Raw genomic sequence first — 22,324 nt, 5'->3', positions numbered from 1 at the left:
GAATTCCGGCCACCTCCTGACCAGGCATTGACCGTCGTTGTGAAGCCGGTTTAGCATCCGCCTTACCCGGCCACAGAAACTTTCTTATTAATTTCGAAAGTTTCAGCAGGCGCCCTCATCGACGGAGATCCCATGACGAAGCTGTCCAGGCTGCTGTTGTCCGTCGCGCTGGCGATCGCCGCGCCCGCCGCGGTCCCGGGACCCGCCACGGCGGGCCGGGCGCCCGGGCCCGGCACCTACATCCAGAGCTCCGGCGGCCCCGGGCGGTTCCCCCTGGTGGCCGCCGGCCGGGCGGCGCCGATCGTGGTCAGCGGCAGCGACCACGCCGGCGTCGTCCGCGTGGCCGGCGATCTCCAGGCCGACCTGGAGCGGGTCACCGGCGTACGGCCCGACCTGGTCAGGGACCGGGTCCCGCGCCGGGACGAGGTGGTGCTCGTCGGGACCATCGGCAGGAGCCCGCTCATCGACGGCCTGATCAAGGCCGGCAAGCTCGACGTCTCGGGCATCGCGGGCAAGTGGGAGACCTCGCTGGAGCAAGTGGTGCAGAACCCGGTGCCCGGCGTTCGGCGCGCGTTCGTGATCGCGGGCAGCGACCAGCGGGGCACGATCTTCGGCGCGTACGACGTCTCCAAGGAGATCGGCGTCTCACCCTGGTACTGGTGGGACGACGTGCCCACCCGCCACCAGGACGCGCTTCACGTGCTGCCCGGCCGGCACACCCAGGGCACGCCCAAGGTGAAATACCGGGGGTTCTTCATCAACGACGAGAACCCCAACCTCGGCACCTGGGCGCCCCGCTATTTCGGCCCCGGCCTGGCCGAGGGCTACCCGGGCGGCTTCAACAGCAAGATGTACGCCAGGGTGTTCGAGGTGATGCTCCGGCTCAAGGCCAACTACCTGTGGCCGGCGGTCTGGGGCCGGGCCTTCGCCGAGGACGACCCGGACAACCACCGGGTGGCGAGCCAGTACGGCGTCGTCATCGGCACCTCACACGAGGCTCCCATGATGCGCGGCATCGAGGAGTGGAACCGGCACGCCGTGGCCGCCGTACGCGACAGCGCGGGCGACATCGTCACCCCGGGCCGCGACCCGTACGGCGGGACCGGCGAGTGGAGCTTCCGCCGCAACGGCGAGGCCATCAAGAAGTACTGGGCCGACGGCATCCGCAGGATGCGCGAGCAGGGCTTCGAGGGCGTCGTGACGCTCGGCATGCGCGGCAACGGAGACGTGAGCCTGCCCGACGGCGACGGCATCGAGTTGATGCAGTCAATCCTGGCCGCGCAGCGCGAGATCCTGGCCGAGGAGAGCGGCGAGGACCTGGAGAGCATCCCGCAGGTGCAGACCCTCTACAAGGAGGTGCAGCGCTACTGGGACCAGGGCCTGCGCCCGCCGGACGACGTGACCGTGGTCTTCTGCGACGACAACTGGGGCAACATGCGCAAACTGCCCGACCAGGCGCTTCCGCCGCGGCAGGGCGGCTACGGCATGTACTACCACTTCGACTACGTCGGCGGCGGCCGCAACTACAAGTGGGCCGACACGATCAATCTGGCCAGCACGTGGGAGCAGCTCGACCTCACCTACCGCTACGGCGTGGACCGGCTCTGGGTGGTCAACGTGGGCGACATGAAGAACGAGGAGCTGCCGCTGCAGTTCTTCCTCGACTACGCCTGGGACCCCGACCGGCTGCCGATCGAGAGGCTGGACGACTGGGAGCGCGCGTACGCGGCGCAGAACTTCGGCCCCGAGCAGGCCACCGGGATCGCCGAGGTGCTCCACGAGTACGGCCGGCTCCAGGCCCGCCGCAAGCCCGAGCTGCTGAACCGCCGCATCACCACCGACCCCGCGAACCCGCAGAACGTGACCTACGACGACCGGGAGACCCCCTTCAGCCTGACCAGCTACCGCGAGATGGACCGGGTGGTGGCGGAGTGGCGGCAGCTGGCGGGCCGGGCGGAGCAGATCCGCGGCCGCCTGGACGAGCGCTACCACGACGCCTACTACCAGCTCGTCGGCTATCAGGTGCGGGCCACCGCCAACCTCTACGAGCTGCGCCGCGCCCAGTTCACCAACCTCCTCTACGCCCGGCAGGGCCGCGCCGCCGCCAACGCCCAGGCCGACCTCGCCGAGGCCCGGTTCGCGGAGGACCAGGCGCTCAACGCCCGCTACGGCGAGATCAGCGGTGGCAAGTGGCGCGACTTCCAGCTCCAGCCCAAGATCGGGTACGGCGACGTCGAGCGGTACGGCCCGAACGCCCCCTGGCAGCAGCCGGAGAAGGACAACGTGGCGCTGCCGGACGCGTTCTATCCCCATCTCGTCCGTACCGAGGTGCCGGCGGGGGCCGACATGGGAGTCGCCGTGGACGGCTCCGACCAGTGGTGGCCGGCGGCGACGGGTCCGGCGGTGCTGCCCGCGTTCAGCCCGTACCAGGGCTACCCGCAGCAGTACATCGAGGTGTTCAACCGCGGCGCCACCCCGTTCGACTACGCCATGGCCACCGCCCGGCCCTGGCTGACCGTCACCCCGAGGTCCGGCCGGGTCACCGACCAGGTGCGCGCGACCGTACGGGTGGACTGGGCGCGCGCTCCCCAGGGCAGGACCGAGGTCCCCATCACCGTCACGGGCCCCGGCGGGCGGCAGGTGACCGTCAAGGCCGTGGTCGACAACCCCGCCGGGCGGCCCCAGGGGTACGTCGAGGCGGGCGGCCACGTCGCGATCGAGGCCGGGCACCACAGCAGGGCCGTCGGCTCGTGGCGGACGATCCCCGACCTCGGCAGGACCTCCGACGGCGTGACGCCGCTGCCGGTGACGGCCGCCCGCCGCACGCCGGGCGGCGGCAGCCCGCGCCTGGAGTACACCACGACGCTCTACACGACCGGCCAGGTGAAGGTGTCGGTGCACCTGTCGCCCAGGAACAACGTGCTGCCCACCGACGGGCTCACCTACGCCGTCTCCATCGACGACCAGCCGCCCCAGCGGGTGAACGTCACGGCCGTCACCGGCGCGAACGACACCACCATGAACCGCCAGTGGGAGCGCAACACCTCCGAGAACGTCACCGTCACCACGACCACCCACCCGATCACGACCCCGGGCGTGCACACGGTGAAGTTCTGGATGGTCGACCCGACCGTGGTGCTCCAGCGCATCGTGCTGGACACCGGCGGCCTGCTGCCCAGCTACCTGGGCCCGCCGGAGAGCCGCCGCGCCGGCGGCTGAGCCTGCCTCCTCCGCCCGGCCGCCGGGATCGGTGAGCTTGCCTCCCCTGCCCGGCCGCCGGGATCATGGCCGGGTGGACTACTACCTGATCTCCGCCGCGGCGGGCGACCCGGAGCCGGCGGGGATCCTGGTGGAGGAGTTCGTCCTCGGCGAGGATCACACCACCACGGCCATCGACAGCGCCGCCTGGGAGCCGCGGGCCGGATCCTGGGCGGGCGCCTCGGCGCTGACCCGCGAGCTGCGCTCCGACGCGGGGCTGCGCGCCCGCGTCGCGGCGGTGGACCGGCCCGCCGCGGCACGGGCGCTCACCGTGCTGGGCGGCGGCGAGCTGCCGGACGAGGCTCGGCTGCGCGCCCTCTTCCAGCGGCAGCCGCTGCCCGCCGGGGCGCCGCTCGACCTGGGCACCGAGCCCGCGGCCCGGCGCTACCGCATCCTGTTCGCCGGCCTGCTCGGGGAGCGCGAGCTGGCCGGCGCCCGCACGGCGCTGCGCCTGGAGCCGGCCGACGATCCGCGGGTGGCAGGCACGGCCCGGGACGACGCCGGCGGCCACGGCTTCACCTGGGAGTTGCGCCGGATCGGCGCGGGCATCGCGTGGTGCGTGGACGTGACCGTACGGCCGGGCCAGGGGGACGTCACCGCGCTGGGCGCGCTGCTGCACCACCACCGGCAGGCGATCCGCCGCCTGGGCCTGATCCCGGTCACGGTCGAACGTTTCGCCTGAGACGGTCTTGACAGGAGATCCCGGCTGGACTTCTCTCAACCCATCGGGGTCGGAAGGGGAGCCTGCATGCCTGTCGTCCGACGGTCCGTCCTTGCCCTGATCGTCTCCGCGGCGCTCGTGACGGTGCCGACGAGCCCAGCCCGCTCCCAGACACCGGCGCCGGGCGCGCCCGGTGCCGCCTCCCACTTCGGGCTGGCACGCAAGGACTGCGTGGGCACGGCGACCGGCCGCGCGTCCAAGGTCTGGTACACGGTGGCGGGCGGCGTCCTGTCCGACGTCTACGAACCCACGATCGACAACACGAACGTCGAGACGATGCAGTTCGTGGTGACCGACGGCAGGACGTTCACCGAGGTGCAGGCCCGCGACACCACCTACCGGGTGAGCACCGACCGCTCCGGCATGACCTGCACGATCACCTCCGCCAGCCGGGCCGGCCGCTACCGGCTGACCACCACCTACGTTACCGACCCCGACCGCGACGCGGTGGTGGTGCGCGCCCGGCTGCAGCCCGCCGGGCTCCGGCTGTACGCGCGGCTCGACGCGAGCGTGAACGGCAACGGCGGCGGCGGCCAGGCCAACGGCGGCTCCGACAGCGGGGTGGTGGACGCCGGCACCGGCGCTCCGGTGATCTCCGACGAGAACACCGAGACCTCGGCCCCCGCCCGCGATTACGCCGTGCCCACCCACCTGGCGCTGCGGGCCGGGCGGCGGCTGCCGCAGGCGAGCGTCGGCTACGCGGGCACTCCCGGTGACGGCGCGGTCCAGCTCGACGCGGCCCGCACGCTCACTCCGTACGCCGAGGCCCCGGCCGGCAACGTGGTCGCCACCGCCCTGCTGCCGACCGACGGGAAGGGCGAGGTGACGTTCGCGCTCGGGTTCGGCCGGACCCGGCAGGCCGCGCTGCGCACGGCGGGCGAGGCCGCGGGCCGGCCGTTCGAGGCCACCCACGCCAGGTACGAGGCCGGCTGGGCGGCCTACGACGCTGGACTGCGCCGGCCGCCGGGCACGCACGCCGACCTCTACCGGCTCTCCGCCAACGTGCTCAAGGCCAGCGAGGACAAGACGTTCCCCGGCGCGGTGGTGGCCTCGCTGGCCAGCCCGTGGGGGCAGGCGGTCGGCGCGGGCGACCTGATCGGCGGCAAGGCGGTGTACTTCGGCTCCTACCGCGAGGTGTTCTCCCGCGACCTGTACGAGGCCTTCACCGGGTTCCTCACCGCCGGTGACGTGGCCACGGCCCGGGCCACGGCCCGCTTCCTGCTGGAGCGCCAGCAGCTGCCGGACGGGCGGATGCCGCGCAACTCCCTGCTCAACGGCAGGCTGGCGCCCGACTCGGGCGGTGACCAGCTCGACGAGACCGCGTACCCGATCCTGATGGCCTACCAGTCCGGGCTCACCGGGGTGTGGGAGCACGTGCGGGACGCGGCCGACTTCCTGGTCTCGCACGGGCCCGCGTTCGGGGTGGAGCGGTGGGAGGAGCAGTCGGGCCACTCGCCGTCCACGATCGCGGCCCAGATCGCCGGGCTGGTCGCCGCCGGCGAGCTCGCCGACCGGGCGGGTGACCAGGGCCGGGCCAGGCTCTACCGGGCGACGGCCGACCACTTCGCCCGCTCGGTCAAGGGGTGGACGGTCACGACGACGGGCCCGTACGCGCCGCGTTACTTCCTGCGTCTGTCGCGCGCCGGCGACCCGGACGCGGCCGTGTCCTACAACCTGGGCAACGGCGGGCCGACCGAGGACCAGCGGCGGGTGGTGGACGCGGGCTTCCTGGAGCTGACCCGGCTGGGCATCCTGCCCGCCGACGACCCCGACGTGCTGGCCAGCCTGCCGGTGGTGGACCGGGTGATCGGGCGCGCGACCGCGAGCGGTCCCGGCTGGTACCGCTACGGCTCCGACACCCCCGGCACCGAGGACGGCTACGGCGACTGCCACGAACCCGACCCGACCTCATGCGCGCCGTCGGGCCGGCCGTGGCCGAGCGGCAACACGGGCTCCGGTCACCTGTGGCCGGTCCTGGCCGGCGAGCGGGCCGAGCAGGCGCTCCAGACCCGCGACCCCGGGACGGCGGCGGAGCTGCTGGCGGCCATGCGGGCGATGGCCTCGGGCACCGGGCTGATCCCCGAGCAGGCGTGGGAGAACTCGGACCTGGCCGCCTCCCCCTACGGCGCCGACCCGGCCACCGCCTCGATCGGCTTCCGCGACGGCGGCCCCGCGGGCTCGGCCTCCCCGCTGACCTGGGCCCAGGCGCAGGTCGTCCGGCTGATCCTGAGCCTGGGCTCGACCCGCCCCGCCGAGCAGCCCGACGTCGTACGCCGCCGCTACGCCGAGCGCGGCATGCCGGGCGCCGCGCCGCTCGCGGTCACCGCCCCGGCCGACGGCACCGCGGTCGCCGGCACGTCGGTGGCCGTCACGGGCACCACGTCGCCCGGGGCCCGCGTGGACGTCTCGGCCACGCCCGTCGACACCGGCGCACCCACCCGGGTCGTGTCGGTACGCGCGGATTCGTCCGGCGGCTTCACCGCCCAGGCACCGGTCTCGTTCGGGGAGGTCGTCGTCACCGTCGCGGCCACCGCGGGGGACGGCCGCACCGGGTACGCCCGGCGCACGGTCGTCGGCGACATCGTCGGGGCCACGACCGTGCTCGACGTCACCGACCCCGACGGCGACGACGACGGGCCCGGCACGTACGCGTACCCGACCTCCCCCGACTTCCACCCGGGCGCGTTCGACCTGCGCAGGTTCCAGGTGATCACCGACGCGACCACCGTCTACCTGCGGGCCGAGCTGCGCGATCTCACCTCGACGTTCGGCAACCAGATCGGCGCGCAGCTGCTGGACGTCTACGTCCAGGACCCGGCCGTGGCCGCGCGTTCGACGGACGCGGCGTTCCCGCAGCGCAACCACCGCCTGGCCGAGGGCTGGTCGCAGCGGGTGGAGGTGCAGGGCTTCGCCGCCCCGGTCTGGGTCACCGCCGCGGGCGCGGCCCAGGCGGGCGCCGCCGTTCGCTCGTCGGGCACCACGCGGACGATCACCGTCGCCCTCCCCAGGGCCGCCTTCGGCACGCCGGGGCCGGGCTGGCGGTTCGCCGTCGTACTCACCGGGCAGGACGGCTTCAGCCCCGACCAGGCCAGGGGTTTCGCGGCCACGCCGCAGCCGTTCCAGTTCGGGGTCTGCGCCGCCGGCGGCACCGGGCCGCTGTGCGCGGTGGACCCCGGCACCGTACCGAAGGCGCTCGACGTGCTCGTCCCGGCCGGCCGGTCCCAGGCCGACGTGCTCAACCCGCTCCTGGGCCCGGTGGCCGTGCCTGCCGTCACCGTCGGGGATCAGTGAGCGGGTGCTGAGGGGGCCGGCGCGGCCCGGGGGGTGGCGAGGTCGTGCGCGGAGCAGGCCAGCCAGACCACGACCAGGACGCCGACGACCACCACGGCGTTGTCATAGGCCTCCCACGGCACTCCGCTCAGCACCGCGCGAAGGCTGCCCACCAGCGTGAGCACGATGGGCAGCACCAGAGCGAGGATGCCGTACCTGACGGTGGCCTGCCGCCAGCGGTCGTCGTCCCACTGCGCCCGCAGGACGAGCACGTTCCAGATCAAGGACGCCAAGCTGGGGAGCAGCACGAGAGTGTCGAACTCGCCCCCGGACAGCACGGGCACCAGGGCGACGGCGGTGCCCCCGTATCCCACGAAGCCGAGGCACCGCAGGACCAGGACCCGATTCCTGGTGCGTCCCACGACCGGGGAGAGCAGGTGGACGACCCACACCATGGGCAGGGTCGTCACCGCCACCGCTGCCCACAGCGTCCAGTAGCCAAGGATCAGGTTGGCCAGGGTGGCGGCCGCCGCGACGTACAGTGCCACGCGCAGTCGCCACGTGTCCCGGTCCTGCTCCACCGGCGGCCCGGCCAGCGGCCCGCGCAGGCTCTGCCACACTCCCCAGGCCACCACGAGTCCCGCCAGGGTCAGTACGAGCACGTTCGGCCACGTCGCCTGGATCCCCTCGTCGGGAGCCACGAACAACGTCACCCACCGCAACGCGCGGAGGTCACCGGCGGCCAGCGCCACCACCCCGCTGACGGCCAGCGCGGCGAGGTAGACACCGGTGGTCAGGAAGGCGGGAACGCCTAAACGATGACGGCGGAGCACGCGACACTCCCAGAGAAGAGGGGGGCGGAACGGCTCAGCCTAGCGTGGTCATGAGCGGGATGCGGCACCGGCAGCAGGGACACCGCGCAGGTCCGCCGGACCGGCCTGCGCGGGCTGCCGGTCGCGAGCCACCGAGCACGGCTCTCGAGGCCCGGTCCTTCGGGCACGGTCAGCAAGCGGGCGCCGTCAGGGGGCCCTCAGCCGCCGAGGCTCCAGGTGCGGGCGGTCTGGTCGCGGCTGCCGCTGACCACGATCGAGTGGCCGTCGAGCAGGCCCGCCGACACGGCCCAGACGGTGTCGGCGTGGCCGGTGAACGGCGTGCCGAGCGGCTTCCGTGTGGTCAGGTCCCACACGCGCACCGTCTTGTCCTCGCCGCCCGAGACGGCCACCGGCTTGCCGCCCAGGTTCGCGGCGGCGACGGACCAGACCGCCCCGGTGTGCCCGGCGAGCGGCGGGCCGAGCTCCTTGCGCGTGGTCAGGTCCCAGACGCGTACGGTGGTGTCCTCGCTGCCCGTGATCGCCACCGGCTTGCCCGCCACGTTGCCGATCGCCACCGAACGCACCCAGCCCTGATGCCCGGTCATCGGCTCGCCCAGCTGCTTGCGGTCGTCCAGGCTCCACATGCGTACGGTCCCGTCGTCGCCCGCGGTGACCGCCACGGGCGCCCCGCCGATCTGCGCCACGGCCACCGCCCACACCGCGCCCCGGTGTCCGGTCAGCGGCGCGCCGAACTCCTCACCCGAGCGCAGGTCCCACACGCGGGCGGTGCCGTCGGCGGAGGCGGTCACGGCCACGTGCCGGCCGCCGATGCGGCCGGTCGCGACCGACTTGACGCCGCCGCGGTGGCCGGCCAGGACGCGGGACTTCCCGGTGGTGAGGTCCCAGACGCGGGCGGTGCCGTCGTCGCTCCCGGTGATCGCGATCGGCGCGCCGTCCAGCTGGTCGAGGGCGACCGACCTGATCCACTCCGTGTGGCCGGCGAGCGGCCGGCCGATGGGCTGGTTCGTTCGCAGGTTCCAGATCCTGGCGGTCTCGTCGTCGGAGCCGGTCAGCGTGATGGGCACGCCATCCAGCGAGCCGACGGCCGCCACCGCCCGTACGTCGTTGGTGTGGCCCGCCAGCGGGTCGCCGAGTTCCGTGCCGAGCGCGGGAATCGCGTCGGCGACGGTGGCGGCGGTGGCCGTCGTGAGGACGGGGGTCGTACCGCGTGGTTGTGCCCACAGGGACACCGCGAGGACCGCCGCCGCGACGCACACGGCCACTCCGCCCGCCACCAGGGCGCGACGCGGCAGCCGCCGCCGGGGCCGCGGCGCGGGGCTGGGCGCGGGCACCGTGGGGCCGTCGGCCGGTGCCGGTGCGGGGCTGACGGGCGCGGTCGCGTCGCCGGTCAGGGTACGGACCAGGTCGTCGGCGGAGAGCCGGCGTTCGGGATTCTTGTCCAGGCAGGCCGTCACCAGCGGCAGCAGCGACTGCGGGACGCCGGTCAGGTCGGGTGAGTCGTACAGGAGGGCGTGCAGCACCGCCGGGACCGACTCACCGGCGAACGCGCGCCGCCCGGTGGCCGCGAACACCATGGTCGCGGCCCAGCTGAACACGTCGGCGGCCGGACCGACCTGCTCGCCGGAGATCTGCTCAGGGGCCATGTAACCGGGCGTGCCGACCGCCCCCGCCATGGTGGCGGTGTGGTCGAGCGCGCGGGAGATGCCGAAGTCGATCACGACCGGCCCCTCGGGGCCGAGGATCACGTTGCCCGGCTTGAGGTCGCGGTGCACGACCCCGGCGCGGTGGATGGCCGCGAGCGCGGTCGCGGTCGCGATGGCCAGCCGCTCCAGCCCGCCTCCGGTCCGTGGCCCGTCCCGCCTGACCACGCGCTCCAGGGAGTCACCCGAGACGTATTCGCTGACGATGTAAGGACGCTCGTCGTGCATTCCCATGTCGAGCACCCGGGCGGTGCAGAAGGGGGCGACCCGGCGGGCCAGGTCCACCTGGCGGAAGAACCGCCGCCGGGCCTCGGTGTCGTCGGACAGGCGGTCGTGCAGCACCTTGATCGCGACCTGCCCGCCGGACGGGCTCAGACCCCGGTAGACGGCACCCTGTCCGCCCTCGCCGAGAAAACCGGTGATCCGGTAGTCGGCGATCTGGCCGAGATCCTCTCCCGGCTGGGAACGCGACAATGCCCCCACCTCATCAATTCAGCACCCGTTTCAGCACTGGATACTACGGTTCCGGGGACCGTGATGGATGACGCGAGAGAGCGACATGAAAGGACCGGCGAGGGTCGTCACCGAAATAACATCTTCCATTCATTCATCGGCAATTCACCGGTACGGCGGCCCGCCTCGCCAGGAAGCGGGCCGCCGTACCGGCTATCCGCCGAGCAGGGCCGCCACCGCCAGGGCGGGCTCCGGATGGCCGGCCAGCAGGGCGCTGACCTCGGGATGCTCGGCGCCGCCGGGAGCGTGCCACTCCCCCGTACAGCCGAGCAGCGCGGCCACAGCGTCGCAGGCCGCCGGGTGCCCGACGAGCAGCTCGGTCACCGGCCCCGACGCCACCGGCGCCGGGCGCGCCGCGACCGGCTCGGGACGCGCCGACCACGGCGGCACCCAGGCGTCCAGGGCCGCCAGCGAGCCGGGGAACGTACGCCCGGCCTCGCGGACGAGCCCCGGCATCAGCTCGCCCGCCTGATCCCGCAACGTCGTGACCAGCTTCGGCAGGCAGGGCAGCAGCACCCGGTCGGGCAGCCGCCCGAACGCCTTCGAGATCACCTCCACCACGAACCCCGACAGCCCGGGAGCCAGCTCCACGGCCTGGACGAACCCCGTGATGTAGTGCGGGAACGACGAGATCACCAGCGGGTTGGCGAGCAGCTCGTCGCAGCGCGAGCGCAGCTCGGCCAGCGGCAGCAGCCCGAGCTGGTTGCGCGCGACCCACAGCAGCGCCACCTTGGCCGGCTCCTCCGGATGCGACTGCTGCACCGCCAGTTCGAGCTGGGCCCGGTCACAGCCCAGCGCCAGCGCCAGGCTCTCCATCGTGAACAGGAACCCCAGCATGGCCCCCACCTGCCGCACGCCCGTGTCGTCGGCCACGAACGCCGTCGGCAGCAATGTGCAGTAATGCGCGTAGCCGGCGGTCACGAACGCCTCGCACCAGGCCGGCAGCTCCGGCTCGTGTGCCCGGTAGTAGGCCAGCAGACGGCGGATCCTGCGCAGCACCTCGGGCGCGTCGTCCACGGTCCGCTCCGCCGCGAGCAGCTCCACCGCCCGCGCCCCGAGCTCGTCGGCGAACCGCCTGCTGCCCAGGAAGAGCACCGCGTCCTCGACCGCCGCCAGCGCGACCGCCGCGGTGGCCTCGGGGGCCTGCACGGCACGCCGCAGCCGCATCTCCAGGACCTGCTCGATGGTGACGCCCTCGTAGCCGAGCTCGATGATCGCGCGCTGGTTGCGCCCCAGCGACAGGTCCCAGCTCTCCTGGATCGAGCGCTCCCCCAGCCGGCGCTCGCCCATGATCGGGCGGACGGCGTCGGACGGCAGCAGGTAGCGCAGCATCCACAGCAGGTCGGAGCAGGGCACCAGCTCCGGGTCGGCGTTCAGGTCCAGCAGGGCCCGCTGGATCGTGCGTTTCTGCAGGTCCAGGCCGAGCGGTGCGAGCCGGTCGTAGACGTCCCTGGCCAGCGGCGGCAGCGCGTCGTAGCCGACCTCGCCGACCCGGTCGCCGCCGAGCAGGATCTCGCACAGCCGCCGCACGTCACGACGGCCCGGTACGACGTCCTTCTCGATGCAGGTGACGGCCGCGTCCTGGAAGTCGTACGGGGTGGGCCTGGCCCGGTTGCGCATGCCGGCCAGCAGGATCGAGGTCTCGAACACGGCGATGGCGTCGGCGGTGCTGGCCAGGTAGCCGTTGCGGCGGGCCAGCCGGACGATGTCGACGGACCAGCCGAGCAGCTCGGCCTCGTCCAGGCCGTCCAGGGCGGGCGGTGCGGACAGGAACCCGGTCAGCTTGTCGGCCACCTGCGCCCTGGGCACGGGCGCGGGCAGCTTGGCCACCCGCCGGCGCGTGCCCTGCTGCCCGGCCAGCCGGAACGGGGTCAGCCGGTCGCGGGCCAGCGCCTTGGCCCAGGTCGCCGCCGCGATCGACACCGAGCCGGAGGCCAGCCCGAACTGGGCCTCGATGGCCGAGTGGCTGGACGGGATGAGCCCGTACAGCCATTTCGTGGCCGTGCGCGGGGTGATCTCGAAGGCGGCCGTGGACTTCAGGCCGAACTGCTCGACGCGGCTGGCGGCGTGGAAGGCGCCGCAGACGTACAGGCAGCCGGCGGGGTCGGCGCCGGTGGCGGACAGGTGCTCGCGCATCCTGGTCCACATGTAGCGCTCGCGGTCCTCGTCCACGGCCAGCCGGTCCCGGTCGTGGCCGAGGCGCCGGAACAGGCTGCCGATCAGCACCATCACCTGGCGGTAGGTGTCGTAGTCCGCGCCGGAGAGCGGCTGCTCGACGTACTGGTCCCACCACTCGGACCAGTGGCGCACCTTGCCGTGGTGCAGCAGGTGCTCCTCCAGCTCGGCGAAGCGCGGGCGCAGGTCGCCGATCTCGACGCCCACCGCGTCGCCGTGCAGGCCGGCCTCCTCTTCGCGGTCCTTGTCCCTGGCGGGCTGCTCCTTCGGCATCCACTGGAAGACGTGGTCGGACGAGCGGTCGACCAGCACCAGCTCCACGCCCGGCGTTTCGAGCGCGTAGGAGATGGCCTGGTACTCGGCCGACGCCTCCGTGATGGGCGCCACCACGCTGAGCGGCGCCCACGCCTTGGGGAAGCCGTCGAGGCTGGTCGCGAACGCCTGCACCGCCACCGGCAGCTTGCAGTTGCGCAGCTCGGTCAGCAGCGGCTGCAGGTCCTCGCACAACTCCAGGTAGATGACCTTCGGCTGCTTCTCCCGCAGCCGGCGCACCATGGCCAGCGCGGAGGCCGGCGAGTGATGGCAGACCGGGAAGATCTCCAGCTCCTCGCGCAGCGCCCGGTCCACGTCGTCGACCAGGCCGGACAGCAGGTCCGACACGGCCACGGGACCGCCCGCGAACGTCGCCGCGGCGTCCAGGAGCTGCTCGCGGAGCGAGCCGAACGGGCTCGGCTGGTCGATCATGAGAGCGTGGCGATGGCCTCGCGGCCGCCTTCGAGGAACTCCGGCCACTCGCCGCCGGCCTTCTTGCTGCGCGGCTCGACCACGCCGTGCCAGTACTTGTTGAGGATCGCCAGGTCCTCGGGGCTGCGCCGGGCCAGCGAACCGACCAGCGAGCCGGCCAGCGTCTGCGCGCGCAGGGTGCGGTCGCCGAAGAAGTGGCTGTGCAGGATGGCGTCCTCCAGCACGCCGATCTGCTCGGCGGTGGACAGCGCCGACTCCATCTTCTCGTCGTCGCTGGTGGCCGCGGCCGCCGCCGAGCGCAGGTCGGCGAAGCTCTGCAGCAGGATGTCCAGCAGTGTGGGCGGCAGGTCCAGCTCGATGCGGTGCCGGCGCAGCAGCTCCTCCGTACGGAAGCGGACGATCTCCGCCTCGCTCTTCTTGTTCGTCACCACGGGGATGCGGACGAAGTTGAAGCGGCGCTTGAGGGCCGACGACAGGTCGTTGACGCCCCGGTCACGGCTGTTGGCGGTGGCGATGATGGAGAAGCCGGGCTGGGCGAAGACGATGTTGTCGTCGTCGAGCTCGGGGATGGAGACGTACTTCTCCGACAGGATCGAGATGAGCGCGTCCTGGACGTCGCTGGTCGAGCGGGTCAGCTCCTCGAACCGGCCGATCACGCCCCGCTCCATCGCCGTCATGATCGGCGAGGGGATCATGGACTGGCGGGACTGGCCCTTGGCGATGACCATGGAGACGTTCCACGAGTATTTGATGTGGTCTTCCGTGGTGCCCGCCGTGCCCTGGACCACGAGGGTGGAGTTGCGGGAGATGGCGGCCGACAGCAGCTCGGCCAGCCAGCTCTTGCCCGTGCCAGGGTCGCCGATCAGCAGCAGGCCCCGGTCCGAGGCCAGGGTCACGATGCTGCGCTCGACGAAGCTGCGGTCGCCGAACCACTTCTGCGGGATCTCGCGGTCGAGGCCGTCGGAGCGTTCGGAGCCGAGGATGAACAGCCTGATCATGCGGGGGCTGAGCCGCCACGAGAACGGCTTGGGGCCGTCGTCGATCGACTCCAGCCAGTCGAGCTCCTCCGCGTACTTCACCTCTGCGGGGGCGCGCAGCATATCGTCACTCATGTCGGGGTCTCCTAGGTGAGGAAGTTCTTGAGCTCGAAGACGAGCTTGCGGATGTGGCCGGACAGCACCGGGGTGCCCAGGTCCTTGAGTCTCTGGCGGTACCACGGGTCGACGCTCTGGTGGCCGGAGCTGTTGACCGAGCCGACGGGGATGAACTTGACCCCCGAGCGGTGTATCGCCTCGAAGTCGTTGATCAGCGATCGCCTGTCGTAGAAGTCGGAGATCCACACCATCACGGTGTTGCGCGGATCGGCGATCTTCGGCCGGGCCAGCGCCATCGCGACCGTGCCGTCGGTGCCCCCGCCGAGCGTGGTACGCAGCAGCACCTCGAACGGGTCGTGCACCCACGGCGTCAGGTCGAGCGCCCGGGTGTCGTAGGCGATCAGGTGGACGTCCACCTTGGGCAGCCCGGAGAAGATCGACGCCAGGATGGTGCAGTTGACCATCGCGTCCACCATCGAGCCCGACTGGTCGACGACCACGATCATGCGGGCCGGGGTCGTACGGCGGGCGGTCTGCTTGTAGTAGAGCCTGTCCACGTAGAGCCGCTCGTCCTCGGGGCTCCAGTTGGTGAGGTTCTTCCAGATGGTGCGCTCGACGTCGAGGTTGCGGAAGACCCGCTTCGGCGGCACCGACCGGTCGATGACGCCCACGCTGGTCTTCTCCACCTGCGTGCGCAGCACCTGGGCGACTTCTTCCACGAACTTGCGGATCAGCGCCTTGGCGTTGGCCAGCGCCACGCCTGACAGGTTGGACTTGTCGCGCAGGAGCTGCTCGATGAGCGACATGCTCGGTGTGAGCTGCCTGGCCAGGGCCGGATCGGCCAGCACCTCGCGCAGGTGCATGCGTTTGACCAGGTCGCCTTCCATCGAGGCCAGCCAGGCGGCCAGGTCCTCGTCGCCCGGGCTGTGGCGCAGGCCGCCGGGCTCGCAGCCCATGCCGCGCTCGAACCAGGCCGCGTCCTGCTTCCAGCGTTCGAGCTGGGTGGCGGTGACGTTGCCCGAGCCGGTGTCGAACACGTTGAGCAGCAGCTTGGAGACCAGGGCCGCGCGGCGCACCTCGGCGCCGTCCTCGTGCTCCTTGTCCGCCATCAGGTCCTGCAGCTCGGCGCCCAGTTCGGGGAACCGCTGGACCAGGTTGTCCACGGACACGCCGGGGTCGAGGAGCGCGGGCGGCAGGCCGAGGTCGTCCACGACGGCCACGCTGGCCGTCTCCAGGGCGGGCTGCTCGTCGGCGCCGAACAGCCGCGACAGCAGCCGCCAGTAGAGCACCTGCCGCCGGGCCTCGTCCTTGCCCGCCGGGGATTCGCTGTCGTTCGTCGGGGATTCGGTCATCGGCGCAGCAGCCGTCCCGCCCGCTCGCGCAGCACGGCGACCGCGTCGCCGGACTTGGCCAGGGCCTTGACCACCTTGGGGTCGGTGGGGCCGAGGGCCCAGTCACCGTTGTGCACCGTGACGGGCTTCTTCTTGACCGTGGCCTGCACCGCCAGCGGTTGCAGCGACCACTGGCCGTCCCAGCGCATCAGCCCGAGGCAGGCGGAGGAGGCCGCGACCAGCTCGGGCGTGAGCGGCCCGCAGGCCGGCAAGCGGTCGAGGTCGACGGTGAGCGTGTTGCCGCCCAGATCGAGCGTCCGGCCGTCGGTCTTGTAGCCCTCGATCAGGACCGGCTCGGCGATGCGTACCGGATGGCGGTCGAGCGGCGCGGCGGAGGGCGCGACGGCGGCGGCGAGCTGGACCCGCGCGGTCGCGAACGGGTCAGCCTCCTCGCCCGTCCTGGCCCGGTCGTCGTACCACACCAGGTCGCCGCCGGGCAGCAGCGGCATGTCCGCGATCTCGACGGTGCGGTGCTCGGCCAGCGCGGTCAGCAGCACGGGATGGCCGCCCAGCAGCCCCCACACGGCCGGGCCGACGATGGTGTCCACCTTGGCCGCGGCCACGCTCGTGCGTACGAGCCTGGAGGGGGCGCCGCCGGCGGGCTCCAGGATGCCGTGGACCTGCACCCGCACGACGGTGGCATGCTCGTGCACGTCGGCCCCGAGGACCAGCAGCCGCCCGGACACCCGCTCCGCGCCTCCACCGTGCCACGGGCCCCGCTGGGACAGCAGCAGGGCGCGCGTCCACAGGTCGGCCCACCGGCGGGCGGGCAGGTGCTCCATCGTGGCGACCGGGGACGAGGCACGCAGCTCCGCCGTCAGGCCGTCGAGCAGCACCGCGAGTCCGCGCAGCGCGGGCTGGGCCAGCAGCGCCTCGATCGTCTGGTCGGCGGCGGACAGCAGGTCGTGGTCCACGCCGCGCCAGCCGACGATGGCCAGCTCCCGTAACCAGACCCGCACCCCACCGAGCAACTGCTCCGCATTGCCACCTGTCCCTGTGGCCAGGTCACCGCCCTGCGCGGAGGCATCCTGTGCTGAGGCATCCTGTGCTGAGGCGTCCTCTGCGGAAGCGTCCTGTGCGGGGGCCTCCCCTACGACGGGCCAGGGGGAGCGGGTGCGGCCGAGTGCCTCGTCGAGGCGGCCGAGCAGGGCGTCGTGGATCGCGCCGAACAGCGCGGCCCGGCCGCCCGCCAGCACCGCCAGGTGCTCGTCGCCGACCGACCCCGCCGCCACCTTCTCCACGGCCTCGCCCAGCCGCTCACCCATCGGACCGGCCGCCAGCCCGCCCGCCAACGCCGCCAGCGCCGCGCCCGACTCCTCCCCGAGCCGAGCCAACCCGAGCGCGAGCGCGCCATCGAACCCCGTCACCAGGTCGAGCGCCTCGCCGACCCCCGCGGGGTCGCCGCCGAGCACCTCTCCGAGTTGTACGTCGAGCATCAGCGCACCGCCCCCATCGCCGGGAACCAGTGCAGCTCGGCCAGCGGCTCCGTGCTGTCGGCCACCTCCAGGTAGGCCAGGTGGCGCAGGAACCGGCTGAAGACCACGGCCGCCGGCGTGCGCGCGATCTGTCCCTTCAGCCTCAGGGAGGAACCCTCGACCTCCAGCTTCAGGTAACGGGCCACCCGGTCCAGGCCGTACTGCATGACGGCCTCGTCGGCCAGCTGGTGGATGTGCTTGCAGGCGTAGCCCTGGCCGTGCAGCCCACCGCACGGCCGGTTGTTGTTGGTACTGCAGCTCAGCTCGCGACTGCCGCCGGTGAACGACGACACGTAGACCCGTTCGATGTCGGACCCGCTCGACACGACGCCCTGCAGCCGGCCGTCGGCCAGCTCCACGAACGGCACCTTCGCCAGCTTGCGCGGCTCGACGGGCGGAACCACCCGGACCACGCTGCGCTGCTCCCACGCGGTTCTGTCCGCGTCCACGACCTCAGAACCTCCCGCCCCGGCCGGCCCGCCGGAGCAGGCGGAATTGCCCGCTCCCGAGCGGCCGGCTGATCAATGATCCGGGAACTTACCCGACGTCACCGACAGAACGGGGCTAAATGATCAAAGCTCAAGGTCGCCGCATCCGGCTCGGGCGAACGGCCCCCATCACCCCGGCTTGACGTCGGCCGCAGCCCACGTCGGATGCTCTCCGGGAGCCAGCTCGACGAAGTCCGGCAGGTCCCGCAGCGCCTCCTCCGCGCCGCCCGGCGTGTACGTGGCGATGATCCGCAACGGCCGCCACCCGGTGTTGAACGTGGAGTGCATCGTCCCCATCGGGATCCACACCGCGTCCCCGGCCTTGACGGCGAACTCCGGCTCGTCGCCGACCGTCTGGCGGCCCTCGCCCTCGATGATGTAGAGCACCTCGTCGGAGGCGGGGTGCTGGTGGCGGTCGTGCCCCTTGTTCGGGTTGATCACCACTTCGCCGAACGTGGACGAGGCGCCGGGCACGCTGCCCGGCGTGATGTGCCATTTGATGGATCCCCAGTCGAAGAGCATCGTGGGCACGGAGTCAGGTCGGCGGTGCATGACAGTGGTCCTCTCTGGTGTTCGCTCAGGCGGGCAGGTGCTTGAAGGCGCGGAGCTGGTCGGCGATGGCGCGTTCGGCGGGCAGACGTTCCATGGAGGAGGCGCCGAAAAAGCCCGCGATCCCGGACGTGTGCTCCTGGATGTGGCGAACGTCGTCCGGCTCGGCGATGGGGCCGCCGTGGCACAGGACGATGATGTCGGGGTTCACCGCCACGGCGGCGTCGTGCATCTCCTGGATCCGGGCCGCCGACTCGTCGAGGGAGAGCGCGGTGACGGCACCGATGCTGCCCTTGGTGGTAAGGCCCATGTGCGGCACGAGGATGTCGGCACCGGCCCGCGCCATGGCCGTGGCCTGCTCGGCGGTGAACACGTACGGGGCCGTGAGCAGGTCACGCTCGGCGGCCAGCTTGATCATCTCGACTTCCAGGTCGAAGCCCATGCCGGTCTCCTCCAGGTTCGCCCGGAAGACGCCGTCGATCAGGCCGACCGTGGGGAAGTTCTGGACGCCGGTGAAGCCCATCCTGCGCAACTCGTCCAGGAACTGCGGCATGAGCCGGAACGGGTCCGTCCCGCACACTCCCGCCAGCACCGGGGTGTCCTTGACGACCGGGAGCACCTCGCCGGCCATCTCGACCACGATGGCGTTCGCGTCGCCGTACGGGAGCAGACCGGCGAGCGAACCGCGCCCGGCCATCCTGAACCGACCGGAGTTGTAGATGATGAGCAGGTCCACGCCGCCGGTCTCGGCCGCCTTGGCGGACAGCCCGGAGCCCGCGCCGGCCCCGATGATCAGCCGCCCCGCCTCCCGTTCGGCCCGAAGCCTGCCCAGCGCCTCATCACGATTCATGCTGCCGCGCCCTTCCTCTCAGTGCCCGTCCCACAACCGCCCACCTCACACACATGTCCTGCTCAGGAGCCGCCCTCTCCACAACTGCCCGCTCACACCCGGCCTTCTGCTCAGGGGCCCCTTTCACAGCTGCCTTTCCCCTCCAGTGCCACGGCTCATACCTTCCACTGGGACACCGTGCGGAAGATCCCCGTGGAGGCGGAGCGGCTGGACGAGACGCCGCGCCGAGCGTACGAGGTGCTTCGCAGGGGATTTCGCAGCGCTGGCCTCAGCTGGCCGGGCTTCCACTTCGGCCTTCTCGCCTCTGCCCTAGCTGCCCCTATCCGCCTAAGATCGCGCCATGTCCCCCAGTCAGTTAGCGTCTGCCGCCTTCGTAGGCTTGTTCATTCTGGCCTTCGTCTCCTTAGGGATCCTCTTCGTCGTGAAGCTGATCCAAGGCGTCCGGCAGCGCCGCGTCCTCAAGTACACCGACGTTCTCAGAGCCACCGAACTTGTCGGCCGCGTACGCCAACTCAAGGTTCGCGGACACGAAGAGCAGGCCATAAAGATGGTTCAGGAAGAACTCGCCATGCCGGCCAGGGCGGCGCGCTCGTGGGTGAAGTCGATCTGAGGCTGACCGAATCGTCTCCTTACCGCCATCTGGGCGGTTCGCCCGGTCGCAGGTCATACCGCGCTGCGGCCGGGGTCAAGCAGCTGTTCGGCGCGACCGCCGAAGGACCGGAGTGGGACTTCGCCAACCCGCTCATCTGGAAGGAGTCCCAGCCCGCCCCGCCTGCGGCTCCGCCCGTGCCACCGGCCGACGCGCTCCTGGGCGCGCTGCGCGCTGGATCAGCTCGTGCAGCCGGTCGGCGGCGGCCACCGCGAACTGCGTCGCGTTGATGTCGAGCTCGCTCTCCACCACCTCGACGTCGCTGCCCGCCACGGCATCCCGTACGGCCTCGAAGCAGGCCGCGTCGGCGGCCGGGTCCCAGAACGGCCCGCCCTCGACGTCCACGGCGGAGACCCCTCCCCGGGGCACGAACAGCGAGGTCGGCCCGGTGGCGGCGACCAGCTTCGCGCCGATGATCCGGCCGATCTCGGCGGTCTCCGCAGGAGTGGTACGCATCAGCGTCACGGTCGGGTTGTGCACCAGCAGCGTGCGGTCCCGGAACCGGTCGGGCACCGTTTCCATCGGGCCGAAGTTCACCATGTCCACCGCGCCGAGGCTGACGACCTGCGGCACTCCGGCGGCTCCGGCGGCGGTCAGGCGCTCGGGACCGGCGGACAGGACACCGCCGACCAGCTCGTCGGCCAGTTCGGTGGTGGTGAGGTCGAGCACGCCGGCGAAGTAGCCACTGGCGACCAGCGCCTCCATGGCCCGGCCGCCGGAACCGGTGGCATGGAACACCAGCACCTCGTAGCCGAGGTCCTCCAGCCGGGCCCGCGCGGCGTTCACGGCGGGCGTGGTGACCCCGAACATGGTCGCCGCCACCATCGGCCGATCACCGCCCGTCTGATCACGCGCCCCCGCCCCGGCACCGGCCGCCCCCGAGCTCGCCACCCCGGCACCGCCCACTCCCGACCCCACCGCCCCAACACCGGCCACCCCAGTGCCGACTGCCCCAGTGCCGACTGCCCCCGAACCCGTCGCCCTCGAAGCTGCCGCCCCCGTACCGGCCACCCCCGAACCTGCCGCCCCAGTACCGGCCGCCCCTGAACCCGCCGCCCCAGTACCGGCCACCCCTGAACCCGCCGCTCCGGTGCTCGCTGCGAGAGCGCCCGTCGCCGCCTGGCTCGCTGCCGATCGGCGGAGGTCGGCCGCCGCGATGGCGGTGCGGCGGGTGTCGTAGGCGGCAGCCATCGCGCTGATCGCGGCCGCCGCGTTGCCGAGGATCTGGCGGGAGATCGAGTTGATCCCGGCGACGTCTACGACGCTGTACATGAGCGTCACGTCGTTCTGCCCGACATAGGCTGACACGTCGCCGCTGGCCATGGTCGAGACGAGCAGCTTGGGCAGGCCCACGGGCAACACCCGCATGGCCGCCGCCGCGACGGACGACCCGCCGCTGCCGCCGAGGGCCAGCATGCCGCTCACCCGGCCGGCCGCGTACAGGTCCCGGGCCACCGCAGCGGCGCCCGCCGCCATGGCGTGCAGGGCGGCTCCCCGGTCGGCGGCGGCCCTGAGCGCCTCCAGGCTCGTCTCCGCGGCCTCGGCGACGGCTGCGGGCCCCACGTCGGCGGGCAGGTTCGCCGACCCCATGAGTCCCACGTCGACGAGCACGACCTGCTGTCCGGCGCCGATGATCAGATCTCGGACGTGGGCGTATTCCTCGCCCTTGGTGTCGAAGGTCCCCAGCAGCAAGACAGCCATGCCTGACACTCCTTCGCGCCCGGTTCGTCGCCACCTTGTGGACTGCCCAACAGCAGGGACGATCACGCCTCCACGCAGGTGCGAAAGGGGCGCGTTTCAGGGCAGGCGGCGGTTTCTCAGGTCACGTGCGCTTTGATGGCCACACTGGTGAGCGCGAGCAGCAGCTCCAGGTCGGACTCCGCGTCCACCTGCACGGCCACCCAGGCCCGGTCGGGGCAGGCCTGCACCTGGCCGCAGTCTCGTAGGTAGGGTCCCAGCCGGTCGATGGCCGGCGCGGTCAGGCGCACCTGCACCTCGTCCGCCCCCGTCATCCGCAGGATCTCGGTACCGCTGACGGCGAAGGCCAGGCCACGCCGGGTGTCGCTCACCGCCAACGCCGGCCAGGATCGCAACTCCGCCACCGCACGGGCCACATAGGGCCCCCGGCGTTCAGCTGCCCGTCGCCTGACGGTAATCACTGCCACAGCACAATGCTGAGGCACGGTGTGCCACCGCGTCAGCGTCCGTTCTGCAACCGTTATCAGCAACGCCACCGCCACGACGACCACCATCACCCCACCAGCCCCAATGCACCGACCGCACCCGACCCGCCCCCACCCCTCACTGGACCCGGCCACGGCGGCTCTCCCCTGCCGGTGTGACTGAGGATGGAAGGGCGCCATGGCCAGTGCCTTCAACGCCCAAGGCGGGATGAAGCGGGCGCCATGGCCGGTGCCTCCCCGGCCCACGACGGACCGCCCTTCCACCCCGCCGGGGTCCCCGACCGTCCACCAGCGCCGACCAACTGCGGGTGCCCGCGTGAACCTTCCCCGCCCGGGACTCCCGGGCGTCCCAACCGACCGGACGCGAAGGGGGTGGGGCCGAGGGTCGGGCGGGCCGAGGGACCGGTGAGGCGAGGGGCGGACCGGGGCGG

Annotated in this window: 15 protein-coding genes; 4 read left to right on the top strand and 11 right to left on the bottom strand. The window is 72.4% G+C overall.

Annotation, left to right across the window (positions count from 1 at the left end; all coding sequences use genetic code 11):
* Positions 1-132: 132 nt before the first annotated feature.
* The 3 genes from BLS95_RS01745 to BLS95_RS01735 all read left to right on the top strand — a co-directional run bounded on the left by BLS95_RS01745 (position 133) and on the right by BLS95_RS01735 (position 7,270).
* Complete coding sequence (locus BLS95_RS01745; protein ID WP_090928358.1) at positions 133-3,219, top strand: glycosyl hydrolase 115 family protein; 3,087 nt, start codon at positions 133-135, stop codon at positions 3,217-3,219.
* Positions 3,220-3,250: 31 nt separating this feature from the next.
* Positions 3,251-3,940, top strand: a complete 690-nt coding sequence (locus BLS95_RS01740) for a hypothetical protein (RefSeq protein WP_143043548.1) — start codon at positions 3,251-3,253, stop codon at positions 3,938-3,940.
* Between the two features lie 66 nt (positions 3,941-4,006).
* Positions 4,007-7,270, top strand: a complete 3,264-nt coding sequence (locus tag BLS95_RS01735) for a glucodextranase DOMON-like domain-containing protein (protein ID WP_090928354.1) — start codon at positions 4,007-4,009, stop codon at positions 7,268-7,270.
* Here BLS95_RS01735 and BLS95_RS01730 read toward each other — a convergent pair.
* The 9 genes from BLS95_RS01730 to BLS95_RS01690 form a co-directional block, all read right to left on the bottom strand.
* The gene (locus BLS95_RS01730; protein ID WP_090928350.1) at positions 7,264-8,082 is read right to left on the bottom strand and encodes a hypothetical protein; all 819 of its coding nucleotides are present in this window, start codon (positions 8,080-8,082) and stop codon (positions 7,264-7,266) included. The two genes, BLS95_RS01735 and BLS95_RS01730, sit on opposite strands and share 7 nt — an antisense overlap.
* Before the next feature lie 197 nt (positions 8,083-8,279).
* Positions 8,280-10,256 carry a WD40 repeat domain-containing serine/threonine protein kinase gene (locus tag BLS95_RS01725; protein ID WP_143043547.1) on the bottom strand — a complete coding sequence of 659 codons (1,977 nt, stop codon included), beginning with the start codon at positions 10,254-10,256 and terminating at the stop codon, positions 8,280-8,282.
* A gap of 192 nt (positions 10,257-10,448) precedes the next feature.
* Positions 10,449-13,214 carry a DUF5682 family protein gene (locus BLS95_RS01720; RefSeq protein WP_090928346.1) on the bottom strand — a complete coding sequence of 922 codons (2,766 nt, stop codon included), beginning with the start codon at positions 13,212-13,214 and terminating at the stop codon, positions 10,449-10,451.
* The gene (locus tag BLS95_RS01715; RefSeq protein WP_090928343.1) at positions 13,211-14,326 is read right to left on the bottom strand and encodes an ATP-binding protein; all 1,116 of its coding nucleotides are present in this window, start codon (positions 14,324-14,326) and stop codon (positions 13,211-13,213) included. The genes BLS95_RS01720 and BLS95_RS01715 overlap by 4 nt, the downstream gene beginning before the upstream one ends.
* 11 nt (positions 14,327-14,337) lie before the next feature.
* Positions 14,338-15,660: a VWA domain-containing protein gene (locus BLS95_RS01710; RefSeq protein WP_090928341.1), complete on the bottom strand. Its 1,323-nt coding sequence runs from the start codon at positions 15,658-15,660 to the stop codon at positions 14,338-14,340.
* Positions 15,657-17,135 carry a hypothetical protein gene (locus tag BLS95_RS01705; protein ID WP_090928339.1) on the bottom strand — a complete coding sequence of 493 codons (1,479 nt, stop codon included), beginning with the start codon at positions 17,133-17,135 and terminating at the stop codon, positions 15,657-15,659. Before BLS95_RS01705 ends, BLS95_RS01710 begins: the two co-directional genes overlap by 4 nt.
* Positions 17,135-17,623 (bottom strand): hypothetical protein, encoded by a 489-nt coding sequence (locus BLS95_RS01700; RefSeq protein WP_090928337.1) that lies wholly within the window; start codon positions 17,621-17,623, stop codon positions 17,135-17,137. The genes BLS95_RS01705 and BLS95_RS01700 overlap by 1 nt, the downstream gene beginning before the upstream one ends.
* A 168-nt stretch (positions 17,624-17,791) precedes the next feature.
* Positions 17,792-18,214, bottom strand: a complete 423-nt coding sequence (locus BLS95_RS01695; RefSeq protein WP_090928335.1) for a cupin domain-containing protein — start codon at positions 18,212-18,214, stop codon at positions 17,792-17,794.
* Between the two features lie 25 nt (positions 18,215-18,239).
* Positions 18,240-19,061, bottom strand: coding sequence for a phosphoenolpyruvate hydrolase family protein (locus BLS95_RS01690; protein ID WP_090928334.1), 822 nt, complete (start codon positions 19,059-19,061; stop codon positions 18,240-18,242).
* 340 nt (positions 19,062-19,401) lie between these two features.
* Between BLS95_RS01690 and BLS95_RS01685 the strand changes: the two genes are divergently transcribed.
* On the top strand, positions 19,402-19,671 hold the full coding sequence (locus tag BLS95_RS01685; protein WP_090928331.1) for a hypothetical protein: 270 nt from the start codon (positions 19,402-19,404) through the stop codon (positions 19,669-19,671).
* A gap of 132 nt (positions 19,672-19,803) precedes the next feature.
* On the opposite strand, the gene BLS95_RS01680 is transcribed toward BLS95_RS01685, so the two are convergent.
* Both BLS95_RS01680 and BLS95_RS01675 read right to left on the bottom strand, forming a co-directional pair.
* Entirely contained in the window at positions 19,804-21,411 is a 1,608-nt protein-coding gene (locus BLS95_RS01680) for a Tm-1-like ATP-binding domain-containing protein (protein ID WP_090928329.1), read from the bottom strand.
* Positions 21,412-21,527: 116 nt separating this feature from the next.
* Entirely contained in the window at positions 21,528-21,875 is a 348-nt protein-coding gene (locus BLS95_RS01675) for a luciferase domain-containing protein (RefSeq protein WP_143043546.1), read from the bottom strand.
* Between the last annotated feature and the right edge of the window lie 449 nt (positions 21,876-22,324).

It is taken from the genome of Nonomuraea jiangxiensis (genome assembly GCF_900099965.1).
Taxonomy (GTDB): Bacteria; Actinomycetota; Actinomycetes; order Streptosporangiales; family Streptosporangiaceae; genus Nonomuraea; species Nonomuraea jiangxiensis.
Note: the sequence above shows the minus strand (reverse complement) of the source record. Positions and strands in the feature narration are given on the sequence as shown.

Excerpts from the sequence above, each read along its gene's own strand:
- BLS95_RS01735 (WP_090928354.1), top strand. The coding sequence starts at position 4,007 with ATGCCTGTCGTCCGACGGTCCGTCCTTGCCCTGATCGTCTCCGCGGCG.
- BLS95_RS01680 (WP_090928329.1), bottom strand. The coding sequence starts at position 21,411 with ATGGCTGTCTTGCTGCTGGGGACCTTCGACACCAAGGGCGAGGAATAC.
- BLS95_RS01685 (WP_090928331.1), top strand. The coding sequence starts at position 19,402 with ATGTCCCCCAGTCAGTTAGCGTCTGCCGCCTTCGTAGGCTTGTTCATT.
- BLS95_RS01690 (WP_090928334.1), bottom strand. The coding sequence starts at position 19,061 with ATGAATCGTGATGAGGCGCTGGGCAGGCTTCGGGCCGAACGGGAGGCG.
- BLS95_RS01720 (WP_090928346.1), bottom strand. The coding sequence starts at position 13,214 with ATGATCGACCAGCCGAGCCCGTTCGGCTCGCTCCGCGAGCAGCTCCTG.
- BLS95_RS01695 (WP_090928335.1), bottom strand. The coding sequence starts at position 18,214 with ATGCACCGCCGACCTGACTCCGTGCCCACGATGCTCTTCGACTGGGGA.
- BLS95_RS01745 (WP_090928358.1), top strand. The coding sequence starts at position 133 with ATGACGAAGCTGTCCAGGCTGCTGTTGTCCGTCGCGCTGGCGATCGCC.
- BLS95_RS01715 (WP_090928343.1), bottom strand. The coding sequence starts at position 14,326 with ATGAGTGACGATATGCTGCGCGCCCCCGCAGAGGTGAAGTACGCGGAG.
- BLS95_RS01705 (WP_090928339.1), bottom strand. The coding sequence starts at position 17,135 with ATGCTCGACGTACAACTCGGAGAGGTGCTCGGCGGCGACCCCGCGGGG.
- BLS95_RS01710 (WP_090928341.1), bottom strand. The coding sequence starts at position 15,660 with ATGACCGAATCCCCGACGAACGACAGCGAATCCCCGGCGGGCAAGGAC.